The sequence below is a fragment of the Fannyhessea sp. genome, from assembly GCF_986145555.1.
The window spans coordinates 39,491-63,763 of sequence record NZ_CFRCNA010000002.1; the positions used below are offsets into that span (position 1 = coordinate 39,491).

Sequence of the window (24,273 nt, forward strand, 5' to 3'; positions counted from 1 at the left end):
TCGTCACCGTTTACGAACGATGCTCGATCATTTTGTCAGAAAGCTCCAGTGCAGATGAAACAACGCCATCCATATCAAAATAACGATACTGAGCTAAACGCCCTACAACATGGAAGTTAATGATGGAATCAACGCGCGCACGGTAACGTTTATACAGCTCGATATTTTGAGGCTCATTGATTACATAATAGGGGGTCTGACCAGACAATGGCTCATATGCCTTGGGATACTCTTTAAGAATTGTTGTTTTACCTGCAAGTTTTTGACCTGTCATGTGCTTAAACTCGGTAATACGTGTAAAGTCTTCGCTCACGGTATAATTAACGGTTGTTGCAGGCTGGAATTCATCCATATCAAGCGTTTCAAACTTCATATCAACTGTTCTATAAGGCAAAGGACCTAAATCCAAATTAAACAGCTCGTCTAAAGCACCAGTATAAATAACCTCACCTGCATAAGGCTTATCTTGGACATAAATTTCGTTATCACAAACATGCATAAGATCTAAAGCGTCAACATCTACAAACACATTGATCAAATCGTGATCGAGCATGCTCTCAAACAAAGGCGTATATCCTTGAGCAGGCATACCTTGATGTGCCGCCAAAGGAAAGTAGCGATCATCATCACCAATAAATACCGGCACGCGCCCCATAACAGACGGATCAATTTGATCAGGAGTTTTGCCCCACTGCTTCATCGTATAATGCAGAAACACGTTTTCGTAGATGTAGTCTGCAACTTCGTGAAGATCCTCATCACCACGCTTACGCAGTTCCATAATGGGAACCTTTTTGTCTTTTCCGAATGTTGCTACAAGCTTTTGATAAAGTTCCTCACCGCGCACATCACCAAATGCAACTTTAAGAGACGCGTGATTAAACGGTACAGGCATAAATTTACCGTGCACATTTGCAAGAACTTTGTGCTGGTACGCAGTCCATTCGGTAAAGCGTGACAAAAAGCTGTCCACACGCTCAGAATTGGTGTGATAAATATGCGGGCCGTATTTATGGATAAGAATACCTGCATCGTCCTTACAATCATATGCATTACCTGCAATATGATCTCTTCGCTCGATAACAGCTACACGCCAACCACAAGCTTCTGCAAAACGGCGGGCGCATACAGCTCCTGCAAAACCGGCTCCAACAATTAACACGTCATAGGAAGACGCATTAAAATTTTGAGGTAAGCCTGATTGTAAATTCATAAGCTAACATCCTTTCGATCTTACAGGCGCAGATGTCGCGCACGTACTAGATAATGCATGCAAGTGATATACATTATGTAGCTAAAAAAGTACCGACCAAACATATTCATCATATATATCTACGGCAGGTAACGCTTAGCGCGCAAACCAAACCGTCTAAAGAACGCGAAACAGCAATTTTTTTATTTGCTTATCTCATTTTAGCATGGAGCTTTATAATGAGCATCACATAATGAATTTGTGTAATGTTTTACCATATTTTACGCATGTCATTATGTAATGTTTATCCTTGGTGTATCACCTAACATACCTTGTGATTGTGGTTGTGAGGCTCACTGGCTCAAAGCTGCTCATAAAAATCACAGGCTTACTTTGTGCTGATATACACGCGGAAAAACAAGACTACACGCCATATGAGCATTAGAACGCTTGATGAGGAATAAAGGAGCATTATGAGTTCGTTTTTACAAACTATTAAGCAAAGAGCACAGGCTCATAAAAAAACAATCGTATTGCCCGAAGGAGAAGATCCGCGTACCCAAGAGGCCGCAAAGAAGATTGTTGCCGAAAATCTTGCAGATCTTATTGTTTTGGGAAATCCAGACGAAATTAAACTTAACGGTGTCAGCGTTATTGATCCACATAGTGCACCAAAACACGAAGCATATGCGCAAGCATTTTATGAGCTCAGAAAAAATAAAGGTATGACCATAGAAAATGCTCGTAAACAGATGGACGATCCAACCTACTTTGCAACTATGATGGTTAAGTGCAACGACGCGGATGGCTTGGTATCAGGTGCTTGTCATTCCACCGCAAATACCCTGCGTCCAGCTTTACAAATTTTAAAAACCGCTCCTGGAACCAAGCTTGTATCTGCATTCTTTATGATGTGTACTTCTTGTCCCGAATTTGGCGAAGATGGTGTTGTTTTGTTTGCAGACTCGGGTCTCAATATTAACCCCGATGCCGATCAACTTTCTGAAATTGCTCTTTCATCTGCAAAATCATGGAAAAGCTTTATGAATGACGAAGCAAAAGTGGCAATGCTGTGCTACTCAACCAAGGGCTCGGCTGGCGGAGATTGTGCTGAAAAAGTTATAGAAGCAACAAAACTTGCTCAAGAAAAAGAACCAGATCTTCTGGTAGACGGTGAGATGCAACTTGACGCAGCCCTTGTTCCAAGTGTTGCACAATCTAAGGCTCCCAACTCAAAAGTTGCTGGTCAGGCAAATATTTTGATTTTCCCTGATTTAGCATCGGGTAATATTGGATACAAACTGGTACAGCGTTTTGCAAAAGCGGAAGCATATGGTCCGCTTCTCCAAGGAATTGCTGCCCCTGTTAACGATTTATCTCGCGGTTGCAGCGCCGATGATATCGTGGGCGTTGTTGCAATAACTGCTGTACAAGCGCAAATGATGTAACTTGTGTAAACTGCGTTTCTTAAAGACATACGTTACATGAACAAACGGGCAACCGCTACGGTTGCCCGTTTTAATTGATTCGTCTCATAGATAAGCACACTAGAGAAAAACTTGACTTTTTAGCGAAAAATAAATTCACCTTTAAGCAGAACTATCACATAAAAATTACGATAGAGTTTCAAAGCCTTCGTCAACCTGTAATTGCGATCTATCGCCATCTGCTGCCGTAGTTGCCAGTTCATCGCAGCGCTCGTTAAGCTCGGTACCTGCATGTCCTTTAACCCACACAAAGCTCATTTCATGAGGTTGCATAGCACGTAGAAGACGTTTCCATAAATCAACGTTTTTGACAGGCTGCTTGTTGGCCGTTTTCCATCCGCGCTTTTGCCAACCATCTATCCAATGCTGCTGAAAGGCATGAATTACGTATTGCGAATCGCTGTGCAATTCAACCTTACAGGGATATTTAAGTTCTTCGAGTGCGATGATGGGAGCAAGGAGCTCCATTCGGTTATTGGTAGTTTGTCTATATCCACAAGAAAGCTCTCGCTTATGTTCACGACCTGCGCGATCATAAAATAACATGACTGCACCATAGCCGCCAGGACCTGGGTTTCCACGTGAAGAACCATCAGTCCAAATAATGACCTGCGGTTTTGCGGAATTGGTACGAGCTGCGTTCGCAGCTTTTGGTTCTATGGAACTTGAGTTTTCCACGAATCTCCCCTATTTTGCATCTGCCCAGTTATCGGCATACGAAATCTCTGCAATAAGTGGAACACGTAAGGTAACAACGCCTTCCATTGCACGCTTAACAACACTGCTAACACGTTCGAGCTCTTCGGGCACAACCTCAAAATCGAGTTCGTCGTGAATTTGCAAGATCAATTTTGACGCAAGGCCAAGCTGTGCAAACTGTTTTTCAACTTCTATCATAGCAAGTTTAATAATATCTGCAGCACTTCCCTGCATCGGATGATTCATTGCAGTACGCTCGGCAAACGAACGCAGCTGAAAATTACGTGAATCAATTTGAGCTATATGGCGTTTTCTACCGTACATCGTTGGAACGTATGAATGCTCGCGCGCAAACTGAACACTTTCATCCAAAAACTTTCTGACACCTGGATATGCTTCAAAATACCTATCAATCATTTCTTGCGCTTCTTTACGCGAAATCTTAAGCGATGTTGCCAAGCCAAATGCCTGCTGACCGTACACAATACCAAAATTTACCGCCTTAGCACGGCTACGCAACGCTGGCGTTACCTCATCGGGCGACACATGAAAAATACGCGCAGCAGTAGCTGCATGAAAATCTGCACCCGTTTGAAATGCATGAATTAAGTGCTCGTCCTGGGACAAGTGCGCCAACAAACGCAATTCAATTTGCGAGTAATCGCATGCTAAAAACAGATGATTTCGAGGAAGGACAAACGCTTTACGCACACGATGACCCAATGAAGATCGCGTTGGAATGTTTTGAAGATTAGGATCGGAACTTGAAAGCCTACCAGTTGCAGCAATTGTCTGATTAAACGTTGAATGGATACGCCCGTCACTTCGAATATCATGTACCAATGCATCCAAATAGGTGTTCTTAATCTTCATGCGCTCGCGATAATCAAGGATAAGTTGAACACGCTCATCGGTCATGCTTAAGCTTGCAAGCGTTTGAGCATTGGTTGAATAATATCCACGTCTGGTTTTTTTAAGGCCTTTAGTAGGAAGACCCCAGACATCAAACAATACATGACTAAGCTGCATGGGAGAATCAATGTTAAAGTCTTGCTGCGCTAACTGGCGAAGCTTCAAAGACATTGCATTAAGTTCATGCGAAAGCGCACGGGATTGCTCGGCAAGCAGGTGCTTATCACAATAAATACCGTTACGCTCCATATGAAGTAAAACTGGAATGAGTGGCAATTCAAGTTCGTAGAATAAATCGTCAGAGTTATCTTTATGAAGAAGCTCGCGTAATACAGGATACAAGGCACGCACTGCAATTGCTTCAAGCGCATATACATTAGGTTCATCTGTATCGTCTGTGGTATCGGGATACACAAATGTTGGAAGATACGTACTGCAGAGAGTTTGCCAGGAATAATCGTTAGCATCTGAATTTAGCAAGTATGCAGCCAAGCCCACATCAAACAGCGCGGCAGTTGAAATATCTGAAAGCTCCAAAGAAGCAGGATCGCTACTCACGGGCGGATAAAGAACATGAAGAAGCGCTTTACAGTTAAGAGCTACAACGTGCCCTGACTTCACAAGTGTTTGCAAAACGCTCGATACATCTGCGCCGCTAAACTGAGCAAGCGTAGTCCCATCAGTAACCCATAAGGTGTGTGTATCTAAAAGCATTTCAAAACTAGGTTGGACGTTCGCCTGAGCGCTCTTCATAGAAGCAGGCTCATAAGCGCAGGCAACCCATGTACCGCACGCAACAACACGCTTGATAAATGCGTGCGCTTGCGCTTGCACACATGCAGGAAAAAGAGAGGAATAATCGGGCGCAGACGTATTAACTTCAGATTGCGTTTGTTCCTCTTCTGAAGCGGGTACTGTTTGCGAGCAACCCGCTCGCCTATCTAAGGTCGAAGCTTGCGATGCATGCACCTGCACAGACAACGTGGGCGAATCTGCGGACGCAGACGTATTCAGCGCGCTTGCAGGCAAAATAGCAGAATTGCGTTTGGCAGACGTTGCTGCGTCACGAATAATAGCTTTTATATCCGCACTGTTCAACGATGGCAAAAACCTCAAAAGTTTGGGAACAAGATTAGTAAATCCAAGCGCACAAAAGGCACGTGCAACTTCTGCTGGATCAAAGGTCGGAAACTCGGCAGCGGACAAATCAACTGTTATAGGGGCATCACGGCGAATAGTAGCAACGCGCTTAGAAAGGCGCGCATCATCAATATGATTACGAAGATTTTCGCCCATTTTACCGCTCACTTGATCAGCATGAGCAATAACACCTTCAAGCGAGCCATATTCAACAATCAACGCAGCTGCACGCTTAGGTCCAATGCCGGGAACTCCAGGTATATTATCTGATGTATCGCCTTTAAGTCCGTAAAAATCTGGAACCAAATTTGGCGTTATACCGTGATAGAGATCATCTACATCCTCAGGCGTCATAATACGAACATCAGACACACCCTTTTTAGTGGACACCACACTTACGTGCTGCGTTGCAAGCTGATATATATCACGATCACCAGTAAATAAAAGCATTGAGTAACCCTGAAGTTCACCTTGATGGGCAAGCGTGCCTAAAATATCGTCACCCTCCCAACCCTGAAGTTCAACTACAGGTATTTGGAGCGCGCGCAGCAAATCTTTTACCATAGGAAATTGCTCGTGCAAAGACGGATCCATGGGCGGACGTTGTGCTTTATATTGAGGCAACATGTCAATGCGAACCTGTGGTTTTCCTTTATCAAACGCGCAGATTATGCCATCGGGCGAAAATGAGCGGACAAGCTTAATGAGCATGTTAAAAAAACCAAGTAAGGCATTAGTTGATCGGCCATCGGGGGCACTCATAGGCTGCATAATTGCGTGAAAAGCACGATGCATAAGCGAATTGCCGTCTATAACAGCAATCGTTTTGGCATAACGCGAGGGTAAGCCATCTCTAGGTTTCGGAGCAGACGTGGGCGCACATGATGTTTTATTATGGTCGTCAAACGCCTGAGAAAGATCTTGCATAACCGTATTTTCGGCAGGTTGAGTGCCATTTTTTTCAGAAGAATTAGAATTTAAATCAGCATTTGAATTAGCATGTAATACGTTACTCATAGATACTCCTTATAACTTTATGTATCTATTGTACGTGACTCAAGCGTGCAGTTTATATTTCATTTCTATAAACATAATAAATCGAAAGGACAGCTCATTTTCATGAATGTGTAAAATAAAATTCTCATGCAATATAACCAAAAACATGTTTCACAATAGTTGTGTTGCCAACGCCTTGTGTATATCAACGTATACACAGGTAAAACATAGAGGTTAACGCATGGTATACCTAGAAAAACACAAAGTTTAGAAAGGTGAACGATGGCAAAAGATAAAGTGTCGCAAGAATACGGAAGTTTAGTATTTACCGATGCAGACATGCAGGATAGGCTCCCCAAGCCAACCTATAAAGCACTTCGTCGCGTAATTGATGAAGGTAAACCCATTGATCTTGATATTGCAAATGATATTGCTCACGCTATGAAAGAGTGGGCTCTTGAAAAGGGTGCAACGCACTTTACACACTGGTTTCAACCACTTACTGGTATAACGTCAGAAAAGCACGACAGCTTTTTAACGCCTAAAGGCGATACCACTATTTTGATGGCATTTTCGGGTAAAGAACTGGTTCAAGGCGAAACCGATGGATCGTCTTTTCCGTCAGGTGGGCTTCGTGCAACCTTTGAAGCACGCGGATATACCGTATGGGATCCCATGAGCCCTGCTTTTATTAAAGACGAGGTACTTTGCATACCAACTGCTTTCATCTCGTATACAGGTGAAGCATTGGATAAGAAAACACCTTTGCTTCGTTCAGAAGTTGTTGTAGAACAACAAGCAAAACGCGTTCTTAAGCTTTTTGGCAGAACTCCAAAACGCGTTGTTACTAATTGCGGTCCTGAACAAGAATATTTCTTGGTGAGCGAACAAGATTACAAAGCTCGCCCCGATTTAATCCTTACTGGTAGAACGCTTTTTGGCTGTGAGCCAGCTAAAGGCCAAGAGTTAGAAGAGCACTATTTTGGTGCAATTCGCCCCAGCGTTAATGCATTTATGAAGCAAGTTGATGATGAGCTTTGGAAACTTGGCATTCCTATGCGCACCAAACATAACGAGGTGGCACCATGCCAGCATGAAATGGCGCCTATTTATGAGCAAGGTTCATTAGCAATTGATAACAACCTGCTCACTATGGAAAAACTTAAGCTTATGGCAACTCATCATGGTCTTGCCTGCCTTGAGCACGAAAAACCATTTGATTATGTAAATGGCTCTGGTAAACATGACAACTGGTCACTTGCCGCGGATGGCGAAAACCTCCTTGAGCCCGGCGATGAACCCGATGAAAATCTCCAATTTTTGGTATTTCTTACCTGCTTAATTGCAGCAGTAGATGAGCACGCCGATCTTTTGCGCGCATCTGTTGCTTCTTGCGGTAACGACCACCGTTTAGGCGGACACGAAGCTCCACCTGCAATTGTATCGGTCTTTTTAGGAGATGAGCTCTCCCCAATTGTTCAAGCACTTATCCGTGGCAAACACGTAAGCGCTCATGGCGGTGAGGAAGTAGACTTAGGAGTTCCGGCTCTTCCTAACTTGCTTCGCGATAACACAGACCGTAACCGTACCAGCCCCTTTGCCTTTACGGGTAATAAATTTGAATTCCGTATGTGTGGCTCGCAACAAAATCTTTCTGATTCAAATGTAGTTCTTAATACGGCTGTTGCCGAGCAATGCGCAAAATTTGCTGACGACCTTGAGCATGTAAGCTCTAACAAATTTGTTGAGTCGGCCATGGCATGGGTTACAAAAACTCTTAAAGCACACGAAAGAATTCTCTTTGAAGGTAACGGTTATTCGAGCGATTGGGAACAAGAAGCAAAACGTCGCGGGCTTCCCAACAATAAAACAACGCCTGATGCTCTGCCGTGTATGATAGAACCCAAGAATTTAGAATTCTTTGAGAAATTTAATGTTTTAACAGCAAAAGAGCAGCGCGCACGCTATGTTGCGCAAGCAGAACAGTATGCAAAGCTTATGAATATTGAGGTAAACACCATGGTTTATATGGTTAAAACCATGTATTTGCCTGCGCTGTATTCATATTCTGGCAAGCTTGCACAAGGAGTTGAAACAAAGGAGCACATCGGCATTACCGACGTTGCAACTAAACAAACAGTACAAGTTCTTACCGATGGTATCGCCAGCATTGACGCGGCATGTAAAGATCTCGAAGCGGCAAATAAACACGCTCATGGCATTACAGACCCCAAGGCGCACGATGACGCATATCGTGACGAAATCATTCCGCGCATGAAGGCGCTCAGAAATGCCGTTGACAGCATGGAATGCATCTGCGATAGCAGCATGTGGCCTGTTCCAAGCTATAACTCCATGTTATTCTACGTGTAATATAGCAATTAATAACAAATTAGCTCTCTATGTACTTAATGGTTGTAACCAAACACATGTACATGGGGAGCTTTTTCATAGTGTTTATTCCTATAACATGTACATCTTGTATGCATATGCCATCGTGATTATGTGATATAAACGTTATTCTCAAACTGTTGATATATACATACCAACAGCGGTTATATACTGAACGTTTAATGTCTAAAATATCAAAACAAATAAAGGAAAGCGGTTACAAAATCGGATGGGTAAACATATCTGTAAATTCAATTTTATTGCCCGCGTGCATACGATGATTCATAGCGCGCGGTCTGTCTGCAACCCTGATACTATATCCGCTCATCCTCAAACAAAAGATGTGTCTAAACAAGCATGCACTACGCACGATAAAAACGCTTCTTCTTTGCAGGCAGAACAAACCTTGGTAGCTGCAGATAATTTGTCCACACCGTGCACAACTCAAGATACATCAGATAAAAAACTTACTAACAACGGCTCTCTTGATACAACCACGGGCGTTATCTGGAAGCAACTTATTACCTTATGTTATCCTGTTTTTTTAAGCTCCTTTTTTCAGCAGCTGCAGCTACTATGCAACGCTTGGGTTGTAGGTAAATTTGCAGGGACTAATGCATTTGCCGCACTTCAATCGTGCGGAGCCCTCTGTGACCTCGTAATTAGCTTTTCTCTTGGATTAGGAGTTGGCTGTGGTGTTATCGTAAGCCAATATTTTGGTGCAAAAGATTACAAGCGTGTCCATGACGGTGTACATACTGCCATGGGTCTTGCCGTTGTATGCGGTATTATTTTTTCGGTTATAGGAACCATATTTGCACAAACCATACTCGAAATGATGGATACACCTCAAGAAATTATTGGCGATACCTTAAACTTTGTGCATATATTTATGGCATCCATGATTTTTTCTATTATTTATAACATTGGAAGCGCGCTTCAACGTGCAGTTGGCGACACAAAAACTCCGTCAATCATCGTAGCATCAACCTGCGTTGTAAACGCCCTGTTAGATATTCTCTTTGTAGCAGGTTTTGGTCTAGGAACGCTTGGCTGTGGTTTTGCAACGCTTATTTCGCTTATTTGGGGTTCCGCTTTAACGTTATATAAATTAACACACACCAATGGGTGTTGGGCATTAGTGATTCACGATATTACTATTGATCCTACCATTGCCACTAAAATGCTTAAATGTGGTTTCCCACTTGCCATACAAGGTTCTATGTTTGGTTTTTCTAATATTATTGTACAAAGTAGCGTTAACATGTTTGGACCGCATGCAATTGCCGCTTGGGGTCTTTCATGCCGTATGACGTGCTTTGTTTGGATGCTTTCAGAGGCAATTGGATCATCCGTGACCACATTTGCAGCTCAAAACTTTGGAGCGCGTAATTACAAACGCATGCAACGCGGGCTCTATACTGCCATGGTGCTTGCACTGATTATCATCGGTAGCTTTACTGTTATTGTTATGACATTTGCACATCCATTTGCGCGCGTATTTGTAAGCGACGAAACGGTGATTGCAATTACGCTGATGATCCTTATGTTTAATACGCCGTTTTCTATTTTTTACACCATTATGGATATTTTTTCGGGAACTATACGTGGTTCGGGCGAAAGCATGGGTCCAATGATTATAACTATCATTGGTACCTGTATTCTTCGCGTTGCATGGATTATGATTCTTATGCCAATCCATCCCACCCTTGAGACGATACTGGTTGGATATCCCGTTTCGTGGGTTGCTACCGCAGCGTTCTTTGCGCTGTATTACTATAAAGGACATTGGATGCAACACGGCAGCACTAAACTCAAGCAATTGCGCGCATAACGTTATAGGAGAATACATGCTGAAAGCACCTGATGAAGATACATGCTGAAAGTGTGTGCTTGTGCAAAAAAGCTCTCTTTTCTATACGAAAGGAGAGCTTTTATAATCGCACTATATACCTAAATGTGCAAGATTACTTAAAAGCGTTTACGAGCTACAAATCCCGCTCCAAGTGTCGCTAAACCAGCAACACTGCCTAAAATGCCAGAAATGCCAAACGGATCAGATGTTTTAGGAGTTCCCTTTTGTTTTCCTCCCTGCTTGCTGTTATTCTGATCGGTGTCGGATGGCTGTTTATCAGTGTCTTTAGGATCTTCGTTTTCTAGTTTGTCGTTCTGAGAACCTTGTATAATCTCCTTATAAAGTTTGTTAGCTTCTGCCTTGGCAGATTTTAACTCTTCTGCAGATAACGTACCTGAATTTATCTTTTCAAGCAGTTGAGCATAACGCTGAATAGCACTTAACTTATGAGAGTGTTTAACAACATCGTTGTAAAGTTCGTTAGCCTCTGCCTTGGCAGATTTTAACTCTTCTGCAGATAACGTACCTGAATTTATCTTTTCAAGCAGTTGAGCATAACGTTGAATAGCCGAGGGGTTTGCAGGTGTAGTATCACCTGAGTTTGCATCGCTTGCTGAGGGGTTTGCAGGTGTATTAACCCCTGGGTTAGCAGGTGTATTATCCCCTGATTTTGCAACATCCCAAGACTTTTTTGTCTGTTGAACATGATTTTTTAATGCTTGCTGTTGATCTTTATTGAGCTTACCACTATTTGCATACTCTTGAACTGCTTCAGCATATTTTTTGAAAGGACTTTTAAGAGATTCTTTATAGTCATCTTTTGCGGCGTTTACCTCGCGTTTAAGTTGTTCGATTTGCTCGGGACTCAGGTCTTTACTTGCAGCATACTTTTTAACAAGTGCAGCATACTTTGAAAATTCGCTCTGAGGCGCATCAGCAAAAGAAACCGAAGGCAATGTAACAAGGCTACCTGCCAACATGGAAAGCGACAGTCCAGTTGCAACAGCAGCTCTACCTACGTTTGAGGCAACAAGGGCTTTTCTCTTCAAGTGTTTCATATTCATCTCCTACTCATGCCTGCTAACAGGCAAGCCTTTACCAAGATGAGAGAATTTTACCCGAAAAGAATAGGATACATAGTTAACTTTCTTATTTGAATAGTGCTTATATAATTTTTTTATATCGCTGAATCATAGCTGAATATACAATATGTATAAATCTAAAAAAGCGTACTTTACGAGGATATAATCATCGTAAAGTACGCCATAGTTAACAATTAAGCATACATCGTATTTATGTATACAGTTTATATTTGCTTGTCATCTTCCACTACACGTAAGTGTAAATCGCTCAATTGTTGCGCACTTACGACAGATGGTGCTGCGCTCATAAGATCGGACGCGGACGTTGATTTTGGAAAAGCTATCACATCTCTAATTGAATCTGCACCTGCTAAAAGCATACAAATTCTATCAAGACCTAATGCAAAGCCACCCATGGGAGGCGCACCAAAGGTAAGAGCATCCAGTAAGAAGCCAAACTGCGCACGAGCGCGTGCTTCGGTAAAGCCAAGCATTGTAAGAATGCGCATTTGAAGCTCGGCATCGTGAATACGCATACCACCACCGCCTGCTTCATATCCGTCCATAACAAAGTCATACGTGTATGAACCAACCGAAAGTGGATCAACTGAAAGCTTATCCATATCTTCTGCGCGAGGTAGTGTAAACGGCTGGTGCTCAGATGCATAGGCATTACGCTCGGGATCCCAATGGAAAAGCGGGAAATTTACCACCCATAAGAAGCTGTGACCGCATCGCTTAATAGACAGTTCATCAGCCAAATGAAGACGTAAAGCACCCATTGCTTGGTCGGCTACAAGGCGTTTATCAACAATAAAGAGCAGCAAATCTCCAGGTTGTGCTTCCATTTCGGCGCAAAGCGCGTGAATTTCGTCCTCTTGTAAAAACTTAGCAATAGGGCTTTTAATTGAGCCATCGTCGTGCAACGCTATCCACACAAGGCCTGCAGCGCCGTTTTTCTTTGCCACATCAGCCAACTTATCAATGCGAGATCTACCCCAGTTACCAGCGGTTTTAGCGCACATACCTACAACACGTTGACCATGTTGAGCTGCTTGCGAAAATACTTTAAATGCACTGTGCTCAACCAGTTTGGTAACATTGTGCATTTTCATGCCAAAGCGCGTATCAGGCTTATCGCAACCGTAGGTATCCATAGCATCCCAGTATTGCATGCGCTCAAGATGCTGAGGGAATTTTACGCCTACCTGCGTGAACGCCTTAGACAAGATTGCCTCTGCCATATCAAGTATATTTTCTTGAGTTACAAAACTCATCTCTACGTCTACTTGCGTAAACTCGGGCTGTCTATCGGCTCTAAAGTCTTCGTCTCTAAAGCATTTTACAATTTGATAGTAACGCTCAACACCACCAACCATCAGCAATTCTTTAAGCAGCTGAGGAGATTGTGGCAATGCATAAAAATGACCTGCGCGAACACGTGAAGGAACCAAAAAATCGCGCGCACCTTCTGGAGTTGACTTAAAGAGCGCAGGTGTTTCAACTTCGATAAAATCATGTTCGTGAAACGCCTGACGCAACGCATGGGCAAAGTTGCTACGTAATTTAAGATTGTTGAGCACACGTGGACGACGAATGTCCAAGTAGCGATAGGTAAGACTCATATCCTCAGATAAGTCTATTTTATCTTCGATCTGAAAGGGAGGTGTTTGTGACGTATTAAGAACTTCAATAGTATCAACCAATACCTCTACTTCGCCTGTTGGCATAGAAGTATTTGCTTGACCTTCGGGACGCAGACGAACAGTTCCCGAAACCAAAACAGGCCATTCGGGTCTTATGTCTTGCGCGGTATTAAAAGCAACGCCGTCTTTAAAGTTAGGGTCACATGCAATTTGTGTATAGCCGCTTCGATCTCGAAGATCAATAAAAATTAAGCCGCCAAGATTACGACGATGCCATACCCAACCAGTTAACGTAACCGTGCTGCCAACATCGTGTGCACGAAGTTCACCGCATGTATGCGTATGCATAGAAAACGCCATACCCCACCTCTTTGTACGTTTGTAATCCAAACTGAAAACCCAGTGTTTACATGGCTCAGTGTAGCTGTGACTAAAACGCTTGCAAACATGATTTTAGTTATGACTCTGAGCTGTATAACTTATAAAGAATATAACAAAATGTCTGAGTGTACATGCTTATTGCTCATATTCCTTTAATAATCTAAATTATCTTGGGTACGCGCCGCGCCGCATTGCCCAAGGGTTGTACGACGCACCGCGGTATTCAAGGGCACACACGACACGCTGCGGTGCCCAAGGGCTGCGCATATACACTTGAGCTTTACAATGCGCGTAAAAACTTGGACTGTATATCGCGTATATGCTTTAGCTGCATGTCTTAAAGAAATCTTACAAAAATGTAAGAAAAGAACTCCATAGACAAACAAATGTTTTGGTACAATACTGCTATAAGCAAACCCCTACAAAGGATGAGTCATGTTTAAGAAAAACACCAATACAGTGCCTCCCCTCCCTCAAAATAACCAAGTACCTGCTCAAAATATGTCAACTCTAAAAAAAGACGAAGCAGATGCCAATCAAGCACTTAACGCCATCATGGAGTTGCGCAAGAAAAAGCGCCGTAAAAATAAAATCATCGGTTTGTCTATTCTGGGTATATGTGTTTTGTTCATTATTGCAGGTGTTGTAGGATCATTTCTTTCAAAGTCTCACAATTCAGCGCAAGACGCACCTCTCGCAACGGTAGAAAAGCACGATTTTACCAGTACTATAAAAACCTCGGGTACGGCAGAGCCTGTTTCTAATACCGTAGTTACTCCCGAGGTCGATGGCATTATTGATGAAGTCCGCGTAAACCAAGGAGCCAACGTAAAAAAAGGTGACGTACTATTTACTATCAAAAACGATACACTTGATAAAGCGGTGCAAACTGCACAAAACCAGCTTAATGTTGCAAAGAAGCAGGTAAAAAGTGCACGAGATGCGTATTCACGAGCTTACGCTAGCTATCGTAAAGCACTCAATGAATACAACAGTGCACCTAGTGCAGAAGTCCAAAAAGCACTTCCAGATCCAGATACCGTTTACGAAAGTGTAGCCTCTGCTCAAAGTGCTATAGATCAGGCAAAATTAGCCGCCGATCAAGCACAGTCAGCCGTTGATGACGCCCGCGAAAAAGCAAACAAACGCACGGTTGTAGCCCCATGCGACGGTAACGTTATCACCATGAACGCAAAGCGAGGCGCAGCGGTAGGTTCACTTACTGCTGGTATGGCTGGAAGCATTGGGCAAAACCCCGAAAATGGCATACTCATCCAAATTGCCGATCTTTCAAAGATGCGCGTTCGTCTTAGCGTCAGCGAAATTGATATTTCTGCAATAAAACCTGGACAGCAAGCAAAAGTAACGTTCAGCGCGCTGCCTGGTGTTACCTGTGACGCTGTGGTAGAAAATATAGCAAGTACAGCGGAAAATGCTGCGGTATCACCAAGCCAAATGGGTGCCGCCACAAGCAATACCATGGCAAATTATGCGGTTGATGTTCTTATTGACAAGCCTCATGAATCAATCAAATGCGGTATGACTGCCGACGTAGAAATTGTTACCCAAGAAGTAAAAAATGCCCTTGTAGTACCAACTTCTTGTATCGTTGAAGAAGATGGAACATCGTATGTATATGTGTTAGACGACAATCACGATGGAAATGCAAAGAGTTTTACCAAGCAGGCTGTAAACGTAATTGCACGGAGTGGCTCACAAACAGCAATCGAAGGTGTAGCTGAAGGCACAAGCCTCAAACGCAATGCAAGCTCAGACGACTCCTCCTCACAAAATTAGGAAGGATAGGTATGAGTGCTGTTGTGGATATAAAAAATATTCATCGCGTCTATGAATCAAAAGCAGGAAGTGTTCATGCGCTTAAAGGGGTTTCTCTTTGTGTAGAACAAGGTGAATTTCTATGCATTATGGGGCCTTCGGGTTCGGGTAAATCAACGCTTATGAATATTCTTGGCTGTCTTGATACACCTACTCAAGGAAGCTATTTTCTTGAAGGAATAGATATTGCCACACTTTCTGACGACGAACTGGCAACTATTAGAGCAAAGCGCTTGGGTTTTGTTTTTCAGTCATTCAACTTGTTGCCACGTGCCACGGTACTTAAAAACGTAACGTTGCCCTTAGTCTATTCAAAATATCCAGCACACTTACGTTTTGAACGAGCGTGCAGGTGCTTAGAATCGGTTGGATTACCTGCAACGTATTACAATCACAAGTCAAATGAGCTATCGGGTGGCCAAATGCAACGTGTTGCAATCGCACGAGCATTGGTAAACAATCCAGCTGTTATTCTTGCCGATGAACCAACGGGCAACCTTGACTCCGCAACAAGTGAAATGGTGCTTAATACGTTCAAACAGCTCAAAAACCAAGGAAAAACAATTATCCTTATTACACACGATCCCGAAGTTGCAACGTGGGCAGATCGTTGTGTTCACATTCGTGACGGACATCTTTTAAGCGATGAAGAAGAAAAACAAGCTGTTTTGAAAAGTACACGCCACGGAAGAGGCCTAACATGAACGTACGTGATTTATGTTTTGAAACCTGGGAAGCGCTCAAAGCTAATAAAGGACGCTCAATTCTTACCATTTTAGGAATTGTAATTGGAATTACCGCAGTTATATCTATGACTTCCCTTATTGGTGGTATTCAAAATGCCTTATCGTCCTCACTTGGACTTGAGCGCAGTAAATTAATCTACGTTACTATGTATCAAGATAAGGATAGCTGGTCAGAAGCCGATATTGCAAAGATTAAAGGCGACATTCCCACATATCGCGATTTTATGGGAGTTGCAATGGCATCTGATACTATTTCTGTGAGCTCAGGTGTCGTCAATGCCCAAGTTACTGGCATTAGTAAAGGATACTTGTCTGCTCAAGGTATTGAGATTATTGCAGGAAGTAGCTTTGCTAATTCACAATATGCGGAAGGCTCAGATGTTATTATGCTTGATAAAACAAGTGTAAAGGAGCTTTTTGAGCTTAACTCCGAAGGCATCATTCACTCAAAAATAAGCGCGTCGGCAACCAAGCAAGAAGTACAGGAAGCAGATAGTAAGCCTAAAGGAAACTCCTCTACCCCTTCGCTTTCGGCACAAGAAGAAAAATCATTGTGTGAACAGGCAATTGGAAAAACAATACGCTTAAAAGGACGTCCCTATACCATTGTTGGAATTGCAGAAAGTGCAAACATGCCATCCCTTGGGTTTGCAGGAAAAACTGTCCAACTCTTTACACCGCTTAAAACGCTTCAGATGCGCATGAGTCACTCGATGTCGTGTACGGAACTTTTAGGTGTTGTTGACGATAAAAATAAAGTTGAAGAAACGGAAAAACGCACCAAGGAATGGATTTCTTCTCGTTTTAACTACAAAAGCGATAAAGATGCACCTAACAAAATTCCTAACTTTGCTGTTCAATCGGTTGAAGGCGCAACAAAAGGGTTTAACAGCTTTATGAGTGGTTTTCAGATGATGGTAGGCTGTATAGCAGGTATATCTTTGCTCGTCGGTGGTATTGGTATTATGAACATGATGCTTACCAATGTGTCAGAGCGTATTCGCGAAATTGGCTTAAGAAAGGCTTTAGGCGCCAAACGCCATGACATCACCAAACAATTCCTCCTTGAATCGGTTTGCCTGTGCGTTACTGGCGGCATTATTGGCATGCTCTTAGGATTTTTATGTGCACAAGGCTTAGCTGTACTGGTTTCGATGTTTATGCAAATGCATGTCAACGCGGCTATTGATGCAAAATCTGTTGCCTTAGCGGTGGGAATTTGTGTATGCATAGGTATTATATTTGGTTTTTATCCTGCAAGACGCGCTGCCATGCTTGATCCTGTGGAATCGCTGCATTATCAATAGGCTATGCGCCTACGGGTGGGACTGATGTGACATAAGTCTCTGGTGAAACCGTTATAGCAATTATCAATGGGTTCCGCGTAAGGCGGATGTGTTGAATAATACCCCATCAAGATATAAAAGATGGACGATTTAAGCATCTTATGTCACATGCATACAGGTAGACGTATACTCTTTACAGCTTAATTTTTGCACATAAGGAGTTTACGTATGCGTTTTGCTTATTCTTGCAATTCATCACTTTCGGACGCGCCTACAATAATGCACACAAACAATTCGCTTCCATCTGATAGCACATGCCATGCACAAGAATCTGCTTTAGATGCAGCACTTCAAAGAGACACTACCACTTGCGATGACGCCCCAATCAATGCTGTTATCTTTGATATGGATGGCACTATTCTAGATACACTTCATGATTTAGCTGCAGCGGTTAATTATGCACTTGTTACCAACGGATGCACGCCGTGCTCAACAAGTCAAGTTCGCGCATATCTAGGCAATGGAGCACGCAACCTCATGAAGCAGTGTGTGGGTGATGGTACCAAGCCCGAGCTTTATACAAAAGCATTTGATACGTTTTGTGCATATTATGCCACACATCATGCAGAAAAAACTTCTCCATATGAAGGGATAATTTCGCTGTTAAGACACTTAAAGCAAGCTCATGTTAAACTTGGCGTGCTTTCTAATAAGCCTGATTGCGATGTGCGTGCGCTGGTAGATACTCATTTTGCTAGCTGCTTTGATGCATACGCAGGAGCTAGTGATGCATACCCGTTAAAACCGGCGGCAGATCATGTGTTTGCAATGATGGCCAAGCTTAATACAACGCCTCAGCGCTGTTTGTATGTAGGTGATTCCGAAGTTGATATACAAACTGCACGCAACGCGCATTGTAGGTGTGCAAGCGTCAGCTGGGGCTTTAGAGATAAAGACGAGCTTATACAACTGGGAGCAAATCCTTTGTGTTCAAGTGTAGAAGAACTTAGGGCATATATATACAAGCACATCTCGACTCAAACGAAATAAATAAATGTATCGTAATAAATAAATACATCGTATCCTTACGTTTACCACAAGAATATGTTCGCTTACCTAAATCTCATAGTTTTTTGCTTGTTGCACGATACAATGAAAGCATTAGTAAACCATGAGAAAGGATAAATCATGGGTAAGAAATCTGATGAGGTACTCGACATCAATTATGACCAGCTGGCCGATTATCTGCATACGCACCATTCGGTATATATGAAGGTAGATAACGATGTTTACTATTTGACCGACGCAAATTACGAAGCATGGCGTGCTCAAGATACAAGCCTTAGAAATGCGAAAAACCACTTTGTTGATTGTAGCGAATTGGTTGCAACCGTAGACGAATTTCTTATGCTTGGCTTTATTAACGGAAAGACCATTAAAGACGTCTTTAGCAGCGCAACATTTTATCCATCTCTTAAAGGTTCTAAAGATAAATAGTGTGTGCTGTTTTACAGCATGAAAATTAAGTGTTCCTCATATTGCAAAAGGATCATGAACGTACTTACACGTAAGCCGATTAACTGTTGTTTCCTTCAGTTAATCGGCTTGTTTTGCAGTAAGTTAATAAACGAGTGCAGATACTAGGTATTATGCACATAATCCTCTTATGTAAGAGTAAATATCTAAAACATCTTTTTCTTAAGAAGCACGGACGATAAAATAGTTGCGCCAGTAATCAACATAGGCAACGCATACGAATTTATATCACTTGTCTGTGGAGACTTTTCAAAGCTGTACCCAAAGCCATCTAGATAATCTGGTTGTGAGCCACCTTCGCCAGAGGTGCCTGCGCTACCTTGGTCACCTTTGTTGCCTTTTGGTCCAGCAGGGCCTTGGTCGCCCTTGTCACCTTTTTGACCAGCAGGGCCAGCAGGTCCTTGGTCACCTTTATCGCCCTTATCACCCTTGTCGCCTTTATCACCTTTTGGTCCAGCTAAACTGCTCAAATCAATTTTTCTTGTATCGCCGTTCAAAAACGTCAATTGAAGATAAGGCTACCCATCTTCATTTATTGTTACCACATTAGTAATGGGGTTAGGATGACGGACGATAAACTTAAAAATAAACAGTTTACCTTGGCTTTCAGCGCGCATATCAGTAACATAGAGCTTATAAGTTCCGTCCTTCATCTTATCAGTAGGAATAGCTGTCTTGTTTGTAGCTTGCGTTTGGAGCTGATGACCTTTTGGATTCTCGTTTTCTGGCAAAATAAGATACGAAATATTGGAATAGTAAAACCACCGTTTTTGTTATGTAACCGATAACCATCTGAATTAACCGCAATACCATTGTCTGCTGTTTGGCAACTAAGAATGCCAACGTCTGCTTCCTTAATACCAACGCCTTCTTCAAATTTTCCTGTTACATTTATAAACTCAAATCCCGTTGCAAAAGCAGGTACGATGTGTTTGACGTAATAATTATTTGCTTTTGTGTGACTTAGTTACCGTGATGTTTTTCCCATACTTTAACAATCACCTCACCTATAACGACACCAGCTATACACGGTAATGCCGATGTTATAAAATCAATAATATTGGTTAAATAATCCATTGTATTCTCCTCTACCTACGATAACCAATTAAGCTTCACTCTACAGATACCCAAGCTAGAATGCGCCGCCGCCTCCGCCACCGCCAAAGCCTCCGCCACCGCCAAAGCCCGAAAATCCGCCTGATTCACCAAATAAACTACTTGCTTCACCAAAAGGATTATCAGCATTAGTAAGAGAAGAGGAAAAACTTGTAACGTTATCAATTCCTCTTGAAAAATCATCAAGAGGTGTATAGGCAGACATACGTGGTGAAAAGAGCGATGCGTACCACCAGTACATAACAAAGTCGTCGCCGATGTCGCCTATTTCCATGTCGGGGTTACTTGCATGGATATTCTTTAATAAATTGCTTGAAACACCCAATACAACCGCTAAAACAAGCAATCGATTCCAAAGGATCAAATCGGTTGGAATGGTTTCTTTAAGACGCGTAAAATCAAGCGCCCAACGACGAAATGCATGCAGTTTTGCACGAATTTCGATAGCTTCTTGTGATAGAGCCTTATAGCTTTTAAGCGCATATACATACCCACAAAAAACAAGACAGACTGCTATGAGCTCACCCAATAACATAGTATCAAAAACCATATAGCCGCTTAACCAACCAATGCAGCTAATACAAGCCAGCAATGCTGCCAACACTATAAATATCCAGCAGCATACACGTGCGCGCGAAACAGCAGAAGAGCGCTGGGCAAAGAAGAATGCGCGATACATAGCAGCACTCTCAACGCTTTGATGCCAATTCTGGTACGCTTTCGCACAGGATGATGCGTTGGCTTGCGAAGCGTTAAGCGCATGCATATCGGCAAAACTCACATGCTCACCAACATACGAAACAGGCTCATCTGTATTGGAATTATTAGAAACTTTGACAAAACTCGTTAAGAAATCATAGGCTTTTTTATCTATATCAAGCACATGTAAAGCAGAGCGATTGCGCTTTTCAGCATGTGTTTGTCTAAGCGTAGCTACATCTGATAATCCCAAACATTGAGCGTAATGGGAATCTTGGTTTTGGAAAAGCGTATCTAAATAGTCTTTATCTTTTTGGATGATGAGCTCATAAGATTGCTTATCTTTTTTGCTGATCACGCTTTGAGCGGCTAAAGGCTTGGCGTTACAAGGCTGTAGCTTACAGACGCCTAAATCGCATAAGCGCATAAGAGAAGCCATCAAAGCTGACGGACGGATGTCCTTATCGTAATACAGATATCCAAGCACAGCTGGATGATCATGAGATGGTACATCCCTAAAATAGGGATCGCTAAACTGGGGACGATAGCAGCGCTTTTTATATATCCACAGCACAATTCTTACAACGCATGCAAGAACAATAAACGCCGCCAACACAATTTGAAGCACACGAGGTGCAAGCAGTCTTATCTCACGCTCTCGATTAGTTTGTTGTGCCCATGCACGCTCTTCTGTTAGTATGCTTTCTTTTTTATCAACTTCTACTTGATCAGCTGCAGAAAGCCATGAATTTGGGAACAAGATGCGAACTTCTGCAAAAGCATGTGAGGGTACCTCGGGCACCGTGCAAGTAATACCGTGAGAATTAAACGCGAGCGACCCATCAACAGGCCCATGTGCCCACGCTTGAACATTTTTGCCTTCACGAACCGCCTCCCCTGAAGGACAAGGCAATTCAATCGTGCATGTTACATTATTTGAGCCTTTTTTCCATCCGTCCGATACAAACTTCCAATAGAGTACCGAGGTATCTCGATAACGCATTGCAACACGGGGCAACTTATACGATATTTCAAAGGTGGCGCGATCATTCCTATGTGCAGAATATACTTTTACATGCTTATATGTTGATTCGTTCTCAACCTCATACGATACAGGTGAGGCGCTTTGTGCATCTGGTGTTGCAAGCTCAGAAACCTTAATATCAGAAGGCTCAATATAGCGATCTTCATAATTTCCAAAGGGAAGATCCCAATATACGCCTTTAAACGAGCCTTTGAACTCAAAAGTACGACGTTCGCGAACTTGTAATGTGCCATCAGTGGTTAGAGAAGCATAAATATTAACATCTGTTATGCGATAATTTTTATCTGCTAAAGCGTACGCGGGCATAAATGAGCAGCTCAAAAGATACATACCGCACGCAAGCGCGCTTACAACTTTACAAAAGTGTATCCGTGAGCTATTCCGCCTACTAAACGCAGTCACTCTAGGCACAAACGCACGAGCCAGCACACACATAAGTGTTGTATAAACGGTATAGATCAAGAAGAAACACACATTTTGCAAGTGGCAACTCTGATTGAGCTTTAAAGTTTTCATCTATATCCATTCTCATAGCTTAAGAACAAGTAAACACATATAGACGAGTATATCAAAGAACCATTGCAAATAGCTATAATCATAGGGGACACTGAAGCTGCAAGAAGTGCTTACAAAGCATAATCAACTCATGGCAATATATTACGAGAGCCGCGTAAACGTAATTCCGCATACGTCAATCGCATCACCTACCATAACTGACACAGGATCCATAATCGCGCGACCATGAATTTTTGCTTCATTAGTTGCTCCACAATCCTCTACTAATACCTCATCTTTATCAATGAAAATTCTGATATGATTGCGCGAAACAGAATGAGCATGTAAGACCACATCATTGGAAGACAATCTTCCCACCCGTAGCTGATCACTAAAGCGGATTTTTGTGTCAAGAATTTCAGAGTGAATCAAAAATTCAGAGCTGGTAAGCACATTACTATGCGTATCATGCTGCTGCTGCGTGCTTGGATGGGCTTCATATTTTCCCTGCTCTCGGTCAGACGAAGTGCGAGAAAAATCATATAAGCACCCATAGCATATGTTCATATCTTCAAAAAGCTCTTCATCACATACAGGACAGCGTTTTGTCGTGCACATGTGTTGCGCTGAATATTTGCCATCAGCCGATGCACGCGAAATACTTTCGGCTGTCTTCATATAAGATTCCATAGGTATGTGAAGCGAATTGGTAATATCAACTGATTCAGAATCTAGATCTTTCGCACTGTCCATCATCTCAAGTTGATTGGTCACCCTCTTAAACTGCATAAACAACTCCTTTCACGTTGAATTAGCAAATACGCCCTTCAAAAGTAATCCGATCACCTTCTTTAAACCATGCTGTCGTCGAACACGGACGCTCAATAGTCCATTGAGCCTTCCTCGCCGCCCTCACATGCCAAGGCTGCAGTTTGCGACAGCTTTTTATCACCACCCCACGGCTATCAATAAAAGCAACGTCAAGCGGATACGCCATCCAACACGTATGAATCGAAGAACATCGAGCAAGCACAACGCCTCTATGCTGTGCAGTTGTTCCTATTAGCCCTCGTAACTTTTCGTATATTGATTCAAGAATTTCAAACTCACCTAACATAGTCTGTGAAGAGTTTTTTATAAGCTTTATAGTCATAATTACACCAATGCCCCTGCTCTAAATCTATCAACTACAAGAGACTTTTTATGCTCCACATAGGCTTGAGGACTAAACGCAACACCTGCACAAACAAACGATGATGGCCAAGGTTTATATTTCATAGTGCAGGTATATCTGGTAAGAAGAGGCGAGATTGCATAGGACAAAGGACGCGATGGATCCGTATGCAAAGCATCATTTTGTACTTCAATATCACAAAGCTCTGTATCCATTGCTGCACGTAGTTGATTTTGGATCTCCTCACATGCATGCTGAGCACTTTGTTCTCCAGCAGGAGCAACACCTTGAACAAGTATTGCTTCTTGAGCACAACGATCAAAGCGACTACATAGGTTGCAATACATGCCAACATTATATGAAATCAAGATAACTACCAGAATAATAGGCATGAGTACTACCAGCTCAACGCACATCTGACCTGTATTATCTTGCAGAACTGAAAGATGGGAGTTGAAGCGGCATACATTTCGATTGTTACTACAAAGATCGTGCATACGCACGGCAATGGCACTACAAATATGGTGTAGAGTGTTACCAAACATGACTTACAACCTTT

Annotated in this window: 19 protein-coding genes; 8 read left to right on the plus strand and 11 right to left on the minus strand. The window is 42.5% G+C overall.

The window, feature by feature from the left end:
* Positions 1–10: 10 nt before the first annotated feature.
* Positions 11–1,213 carry a UDP-galactopyranose mutase gene (gene glf, locus AC5GD6_RS00800; RefSeq protein ID WP_311444473.1) on the minus strand — a complete coding sequence of 401 codons (1,203 nt, stop codon included), beginning with the start codon at positions 1,211–1,213 and terminating at the stop codon, positions 11–13.
* Positions 1,214–1,665: 452 nt separating this feature from the next.
* Between glf and pta the strand changes: the two genes are divergently transcribed.
* On the plus strand, positions 1,666–2,640 hold the full coding sequence (gene pta, locus AC5GD6_RS00805) for a phosphate acetyltransferase (RefSeq protein ID WP_048596470.1): 975 nt from the start codon (positions 1,666–1,668) through the stop codon (positions 2,638–2,640).
* A gap of 165 nt (positions 2,641–2,805) precedes the next feature.
* Here the strand turns inward: pta and rnhA are convergent, their stop codons facing one another.
* Together rnhA and polA are read right to left on the minus strand one after the other, a co-directional pair.
* Complete coding sequence (gene rnhA, locus AC5GD6_RS00810; protein WP_491846025.1) at positions 2,806–3,357, minus strand: ribonuclease HI; 552 nt, start codon at positions 3,355–3,357, stop codon at positions 2,806–2,808.
* A 9-nt stretch (positions 3,358–3,366) separates the two neighbouring features.
* Complete coding sequence (gene polA / locus AC5GD6_RS00815) at positions 3,367–6,447, minus strand: DNA polymerase I (RefSeq protein WP_491846026.1); 3,081 nt, start codon at positions 6,445–6,447, stop codon at positions 3,367–3,369.
* 261 nt (positions 6,448–6,708) lie between these two features.
* On the opposite strand from polA, the gene AC5GD6_RS00820 reads away from it, so the two are divergent.
* Complete coding sequence (locus tag AC5GD6_RS00820) at positions 6,709–8,799, plus strand: glutamine synthetase III family protein (protein ID WP_311430975.1); 2,091 nt, start codon at positions 6,709–6,711, stop codon at positions 8,797–8,799.
* A gap of 247 nt (positions 8,800–9,046) precedes the next feature.
* On the plus strand, positions 9,047–10,651 hold the full coding sequence (locus AC5GD6_RS00825; protein ID WP_311430976.1) for an MATE family efflux transporter: 1,605 nt from the start codon (positions 9,047–9,049) through the stop codon (positions 10,649–10,651).
* Positions 10,652–10,788: 137 nt separating this feature from the next.
* Here AC5GD6_RS00825 and AC5GD6_RS00830 read toward each other — a convergent pair whose 3' ends face one another.
* Positions 10,789–11,730 carry a hypothetical protein gene (locus AC5GD6_RS00830; RefSeq protein ID WP_491846027.1) on the minus strand — a complete coding sequence of 314 codons (942 nt, stop codon included), beginning with the start codon at positions 11,728–11,730 and terminating at the stop codon, positions 10,789–10,791.
* A gap of 248 nt (positions 11,731–11,978) precedes the next feature.
* On the minus strand, positions 11,979–13,760 hold the full coding sequence (aspS, locus tag AC5GD6_RS00835) for an aspartate--tRNA ligase (RefSeq protein ID WP_491846028.1): 1,782 nt from the start codon (positions 13,758–13,760) through the stop codon (positions 11,979–11,981).
* Between the two features lie 456 nt (positions 13,761–14,216).
* Between aspS and AC5GD6_RS00840 the strand changes: the two genes are divergently transcribed.
* The 5 genes from AC5GD6_RS00840 to AC5GD6_RS00860 all read left to right on the plus strand — a co-directional run bounded on the left by AC5GD6_RS00840 (position 14,217) and on the right by AC5GD6_RS00860 (position 19,146).
* A complete protein-coding gene (locus AC5GD6_RS00840; protein ID WP_006302767.1) occupies positions 14,217–15,578 on the plus strand; it encodes an efflux RND transporter periplasmic adaptor subunit in 1,362 nt (453 codons plus the stop codon).
* An 11-nt stretch (positions 15,579–15,589) separates the two neighbouring features.
* Positions 15,590–16,321 (plus strand): ABC transporter ATP-binding protein, encoded by a 732-nt coding sequence (locus tag AC5GD6_RS00845; protein WP_491846029.1) that lies wholly within the window; start codon positions 15,590–15,592, stop codon positions 16,319–16,321.
* Positions 16,318–17,670: an ABC transporter permease gene (locus AC5GD6_RS00850; protein WP_480018812.1), complete on the plus strand. Its 1,353-nt coding sequence runs from the start codon at positions 16,318–16,320 to the stop codon at positions 17,668–17,670. Before AC5GD6_RS00845 ends, AC5GD6_RS00850 begins: the two co-directional genes overlap by 4 nt.
* 207 nt (positions 17,671–17,877) lie before the next feature.
* Positions 17,878–18,699 (plus strand): HAD family hydrolase, encoded by an 822-nt coding sequence (locus tag AC5GD6_RS00855; RefSeq protein WP_480018811.1) that lies wholly within the window; start codon positions 17,878–17,880, stop codon positions 18,697–18,699.
* A 138-nt stretch (positions 18,700–18,837) separates the two neighbouring features.
* A complete protein-coding gene (locus AC5GD6_RS00860; protein WP_010240935.1) occupies positions 18,838–19,146 on the plus strand; it encodes a hypothetical protein in 309 nt (102 codons plus the stop codon).
* 185 nt (positions 19,147–19,331) lie between these two features.
* Here AC5GD6_RS00860 and AC5GD6_RS00865 read toward each other — a convergent pair whose 3' ends face one another.
* From AC5GD6_RS00865 to AC5GD6_RS00890, 6 genes are all read right to left on the minus strand, one after another.
* Positions 19,332–19,655, minus strand: coding sequence for a hypothetical protein (locus AC5GD6_RS00865; RefSeq protein WP_491846030.1), 324 nt, complete (start codon positions 19,653–19,655; stop codon positions 19,332–19,334).
* Between the two features lie 48 nt (positions 19,656–19,703).
* Positions 19,704–19,916: a hypothetical protein gene (locus tag AC5GD6_RS00870; protein ID WP_491846031.1), complete on the minus strand. Its 213-nt coding sequence runs from the start codon at positions 19,914–19,916 to the stop codon at positions 19,704–19,706.
* A 401-nt stretch (positions 19,917–20,317) separates the two neighbouring features.
* Positions 20,318–22,351, minus strand: a complete 2,034-nt coding sequence (locus tag AC5GD6_RS00875; RefSeq protein ID WP_491846032.1) for a DUF2207 domain-containing protein — start codon at positions 22,349–22,351, stop codon at positions 20,318–20,320.
* Between the two features lie 351 nt (positions 22,352–22,702).
* Positions 22,703–23,329: an FHA domain-containing protein gene (locus AC5GD6_RS00880; RefSeq protein ID WP_311430984.1), complete on the minus strand. Its 627-nt coding sequence runs from the start codon at positions 23,327–23,329 to the stop codon at positions 22,703–22,705.
* A gap of 22 nt (positions 23,330–23,351) precedes the next feature.
* Positions 23,352–23,693 (minus strand): DUF192 domain-containing protein, encoded by a 342-nt coding sequence (locus AC5GD6_RS00885; protein ID WP_491846033.1) that lies wholly within the window; start codon positions 23,691–23,693, stop codon positions 23,352–23,354.
* Positions 23,694–23,695: 2 nt separating this feature from the next.
* On the minus strand, positions 23,696–24,259 hold the full coding sequence (locus AC5GD6_RS00890; protein WP_491846034.1) for a hypothetical protein: 564 nt from the start codon (positions 24,257–24,259) through the stop codon (positions 23,696–23,698).
* Positions 24,260–24,273 lie beyond the last annotated feature (14 nt).

Coding starts and splice junctions, on each gene's coding strand:
- AC5GD6_RS00820 (WP_311430975.1), top strand. CDS start 6,709: ATGGCAAAAGATAAAGTGTCGCAAGAATACGGAAGTTTAGTATTTACC.
- AC5GD6_RS00855 (WP_480018811.1), top strand. CDS start 17,878: ATGCGTTTTGCTTATTCTTGCAATTCATCACTTTCGGACGCGCCTACA.
- pta (WP_048596470.1), top strand. CDS start 1,666: ATGAGTTCGTTTTTACAAACTATTAAGCAAAGAGCACAGGCTCATAAA.
- AC5GD6_RS00860 (WP_010240935.1), top strand. CDS start 18,838: ATGGGTAAGAAATCTGATGAGGTACTCGACATCAATTATGACCAGCTG.
- AC5GD6_RS00825 (WP_311430976.1), top strand. CDS start 9,047: ATGGGTAAACATATCTGTAAATTCAATTTTATTGCCCGCGTGCATACG.
- polA (WP_491846026.1), bottom strand. CDS start 6,447: ATGAGTAACGTATTACATGCTAATTCAAATGCTGATTTAAATTCTAAT.
- AC5GD6_RS00850 (WP_480018812.1), top strand. CDS start 16,318: ATGAACGTACGTGATTTATGTTTTGAAACCTGGGAAGCGCTCAAAGCT.
- AC5GD6_RS00885 (WP_491846033.1), bottom strand. CDS start 23,693: ATGACTATAAAGCTTATAAAAAACTCTTCACAGACTATGTTAGGTGAG.
- glf (WP_311444473.1), bottom strand. CDS start 1,213: ATGAATTTACAATCAGGCTTACCTCAAAATTTTAATGCGTCTTCCTAT.
- aspS (WP_491846028.1), bottom strand. CDS start 13,760: ATGGCGTTTTCTATGCATACGCATACATGCGGTGAACTTCGTGCACAC.
- AC5GD6_RS00890 (WP_491846034.1), bottom strand. CDS start 24,259: ATGTTTGGTAACACTCTACACCATATTTGTAGTGCCATTGCCGTGCGT.
- AC5GD6_RS00875 (WP_491846032.1), bottom strand. CDS start 22,351: ATGCCCGCGTACGCTTTAGCAGATAAAAATTATCGCATAACAGATGTT.
- AC5GD6_RS00830 (WP_491846027.1), bottom strand. CDS start 11,730: ATGAAACACTTGAAGAGAAAAGCCCTTGTTGCCTCAAACGTAGGTAGA.
- AC5GD6_RS00845 (WP_491846029.1), top strand. CDS start 15,590: ATGAGTGCTGTTGTGGATATAAAAAATATTCATCGCGTCTATGAATCA.
- AC5GD6_RS00840 (WP_006302767.1), top strand. CDS start 14,217: ATGTTTAAGAAAAACACCAATACAGTGCCTCCCCTCCCTCAAAATAAC.
- AC5GD6_RS00880 (WP_311430984.1), bottom strand. CDS start 23,329: ATGCAGTTTAAGAGGGTGACCAATCAACTTGAGATGATGGACAGTGCG.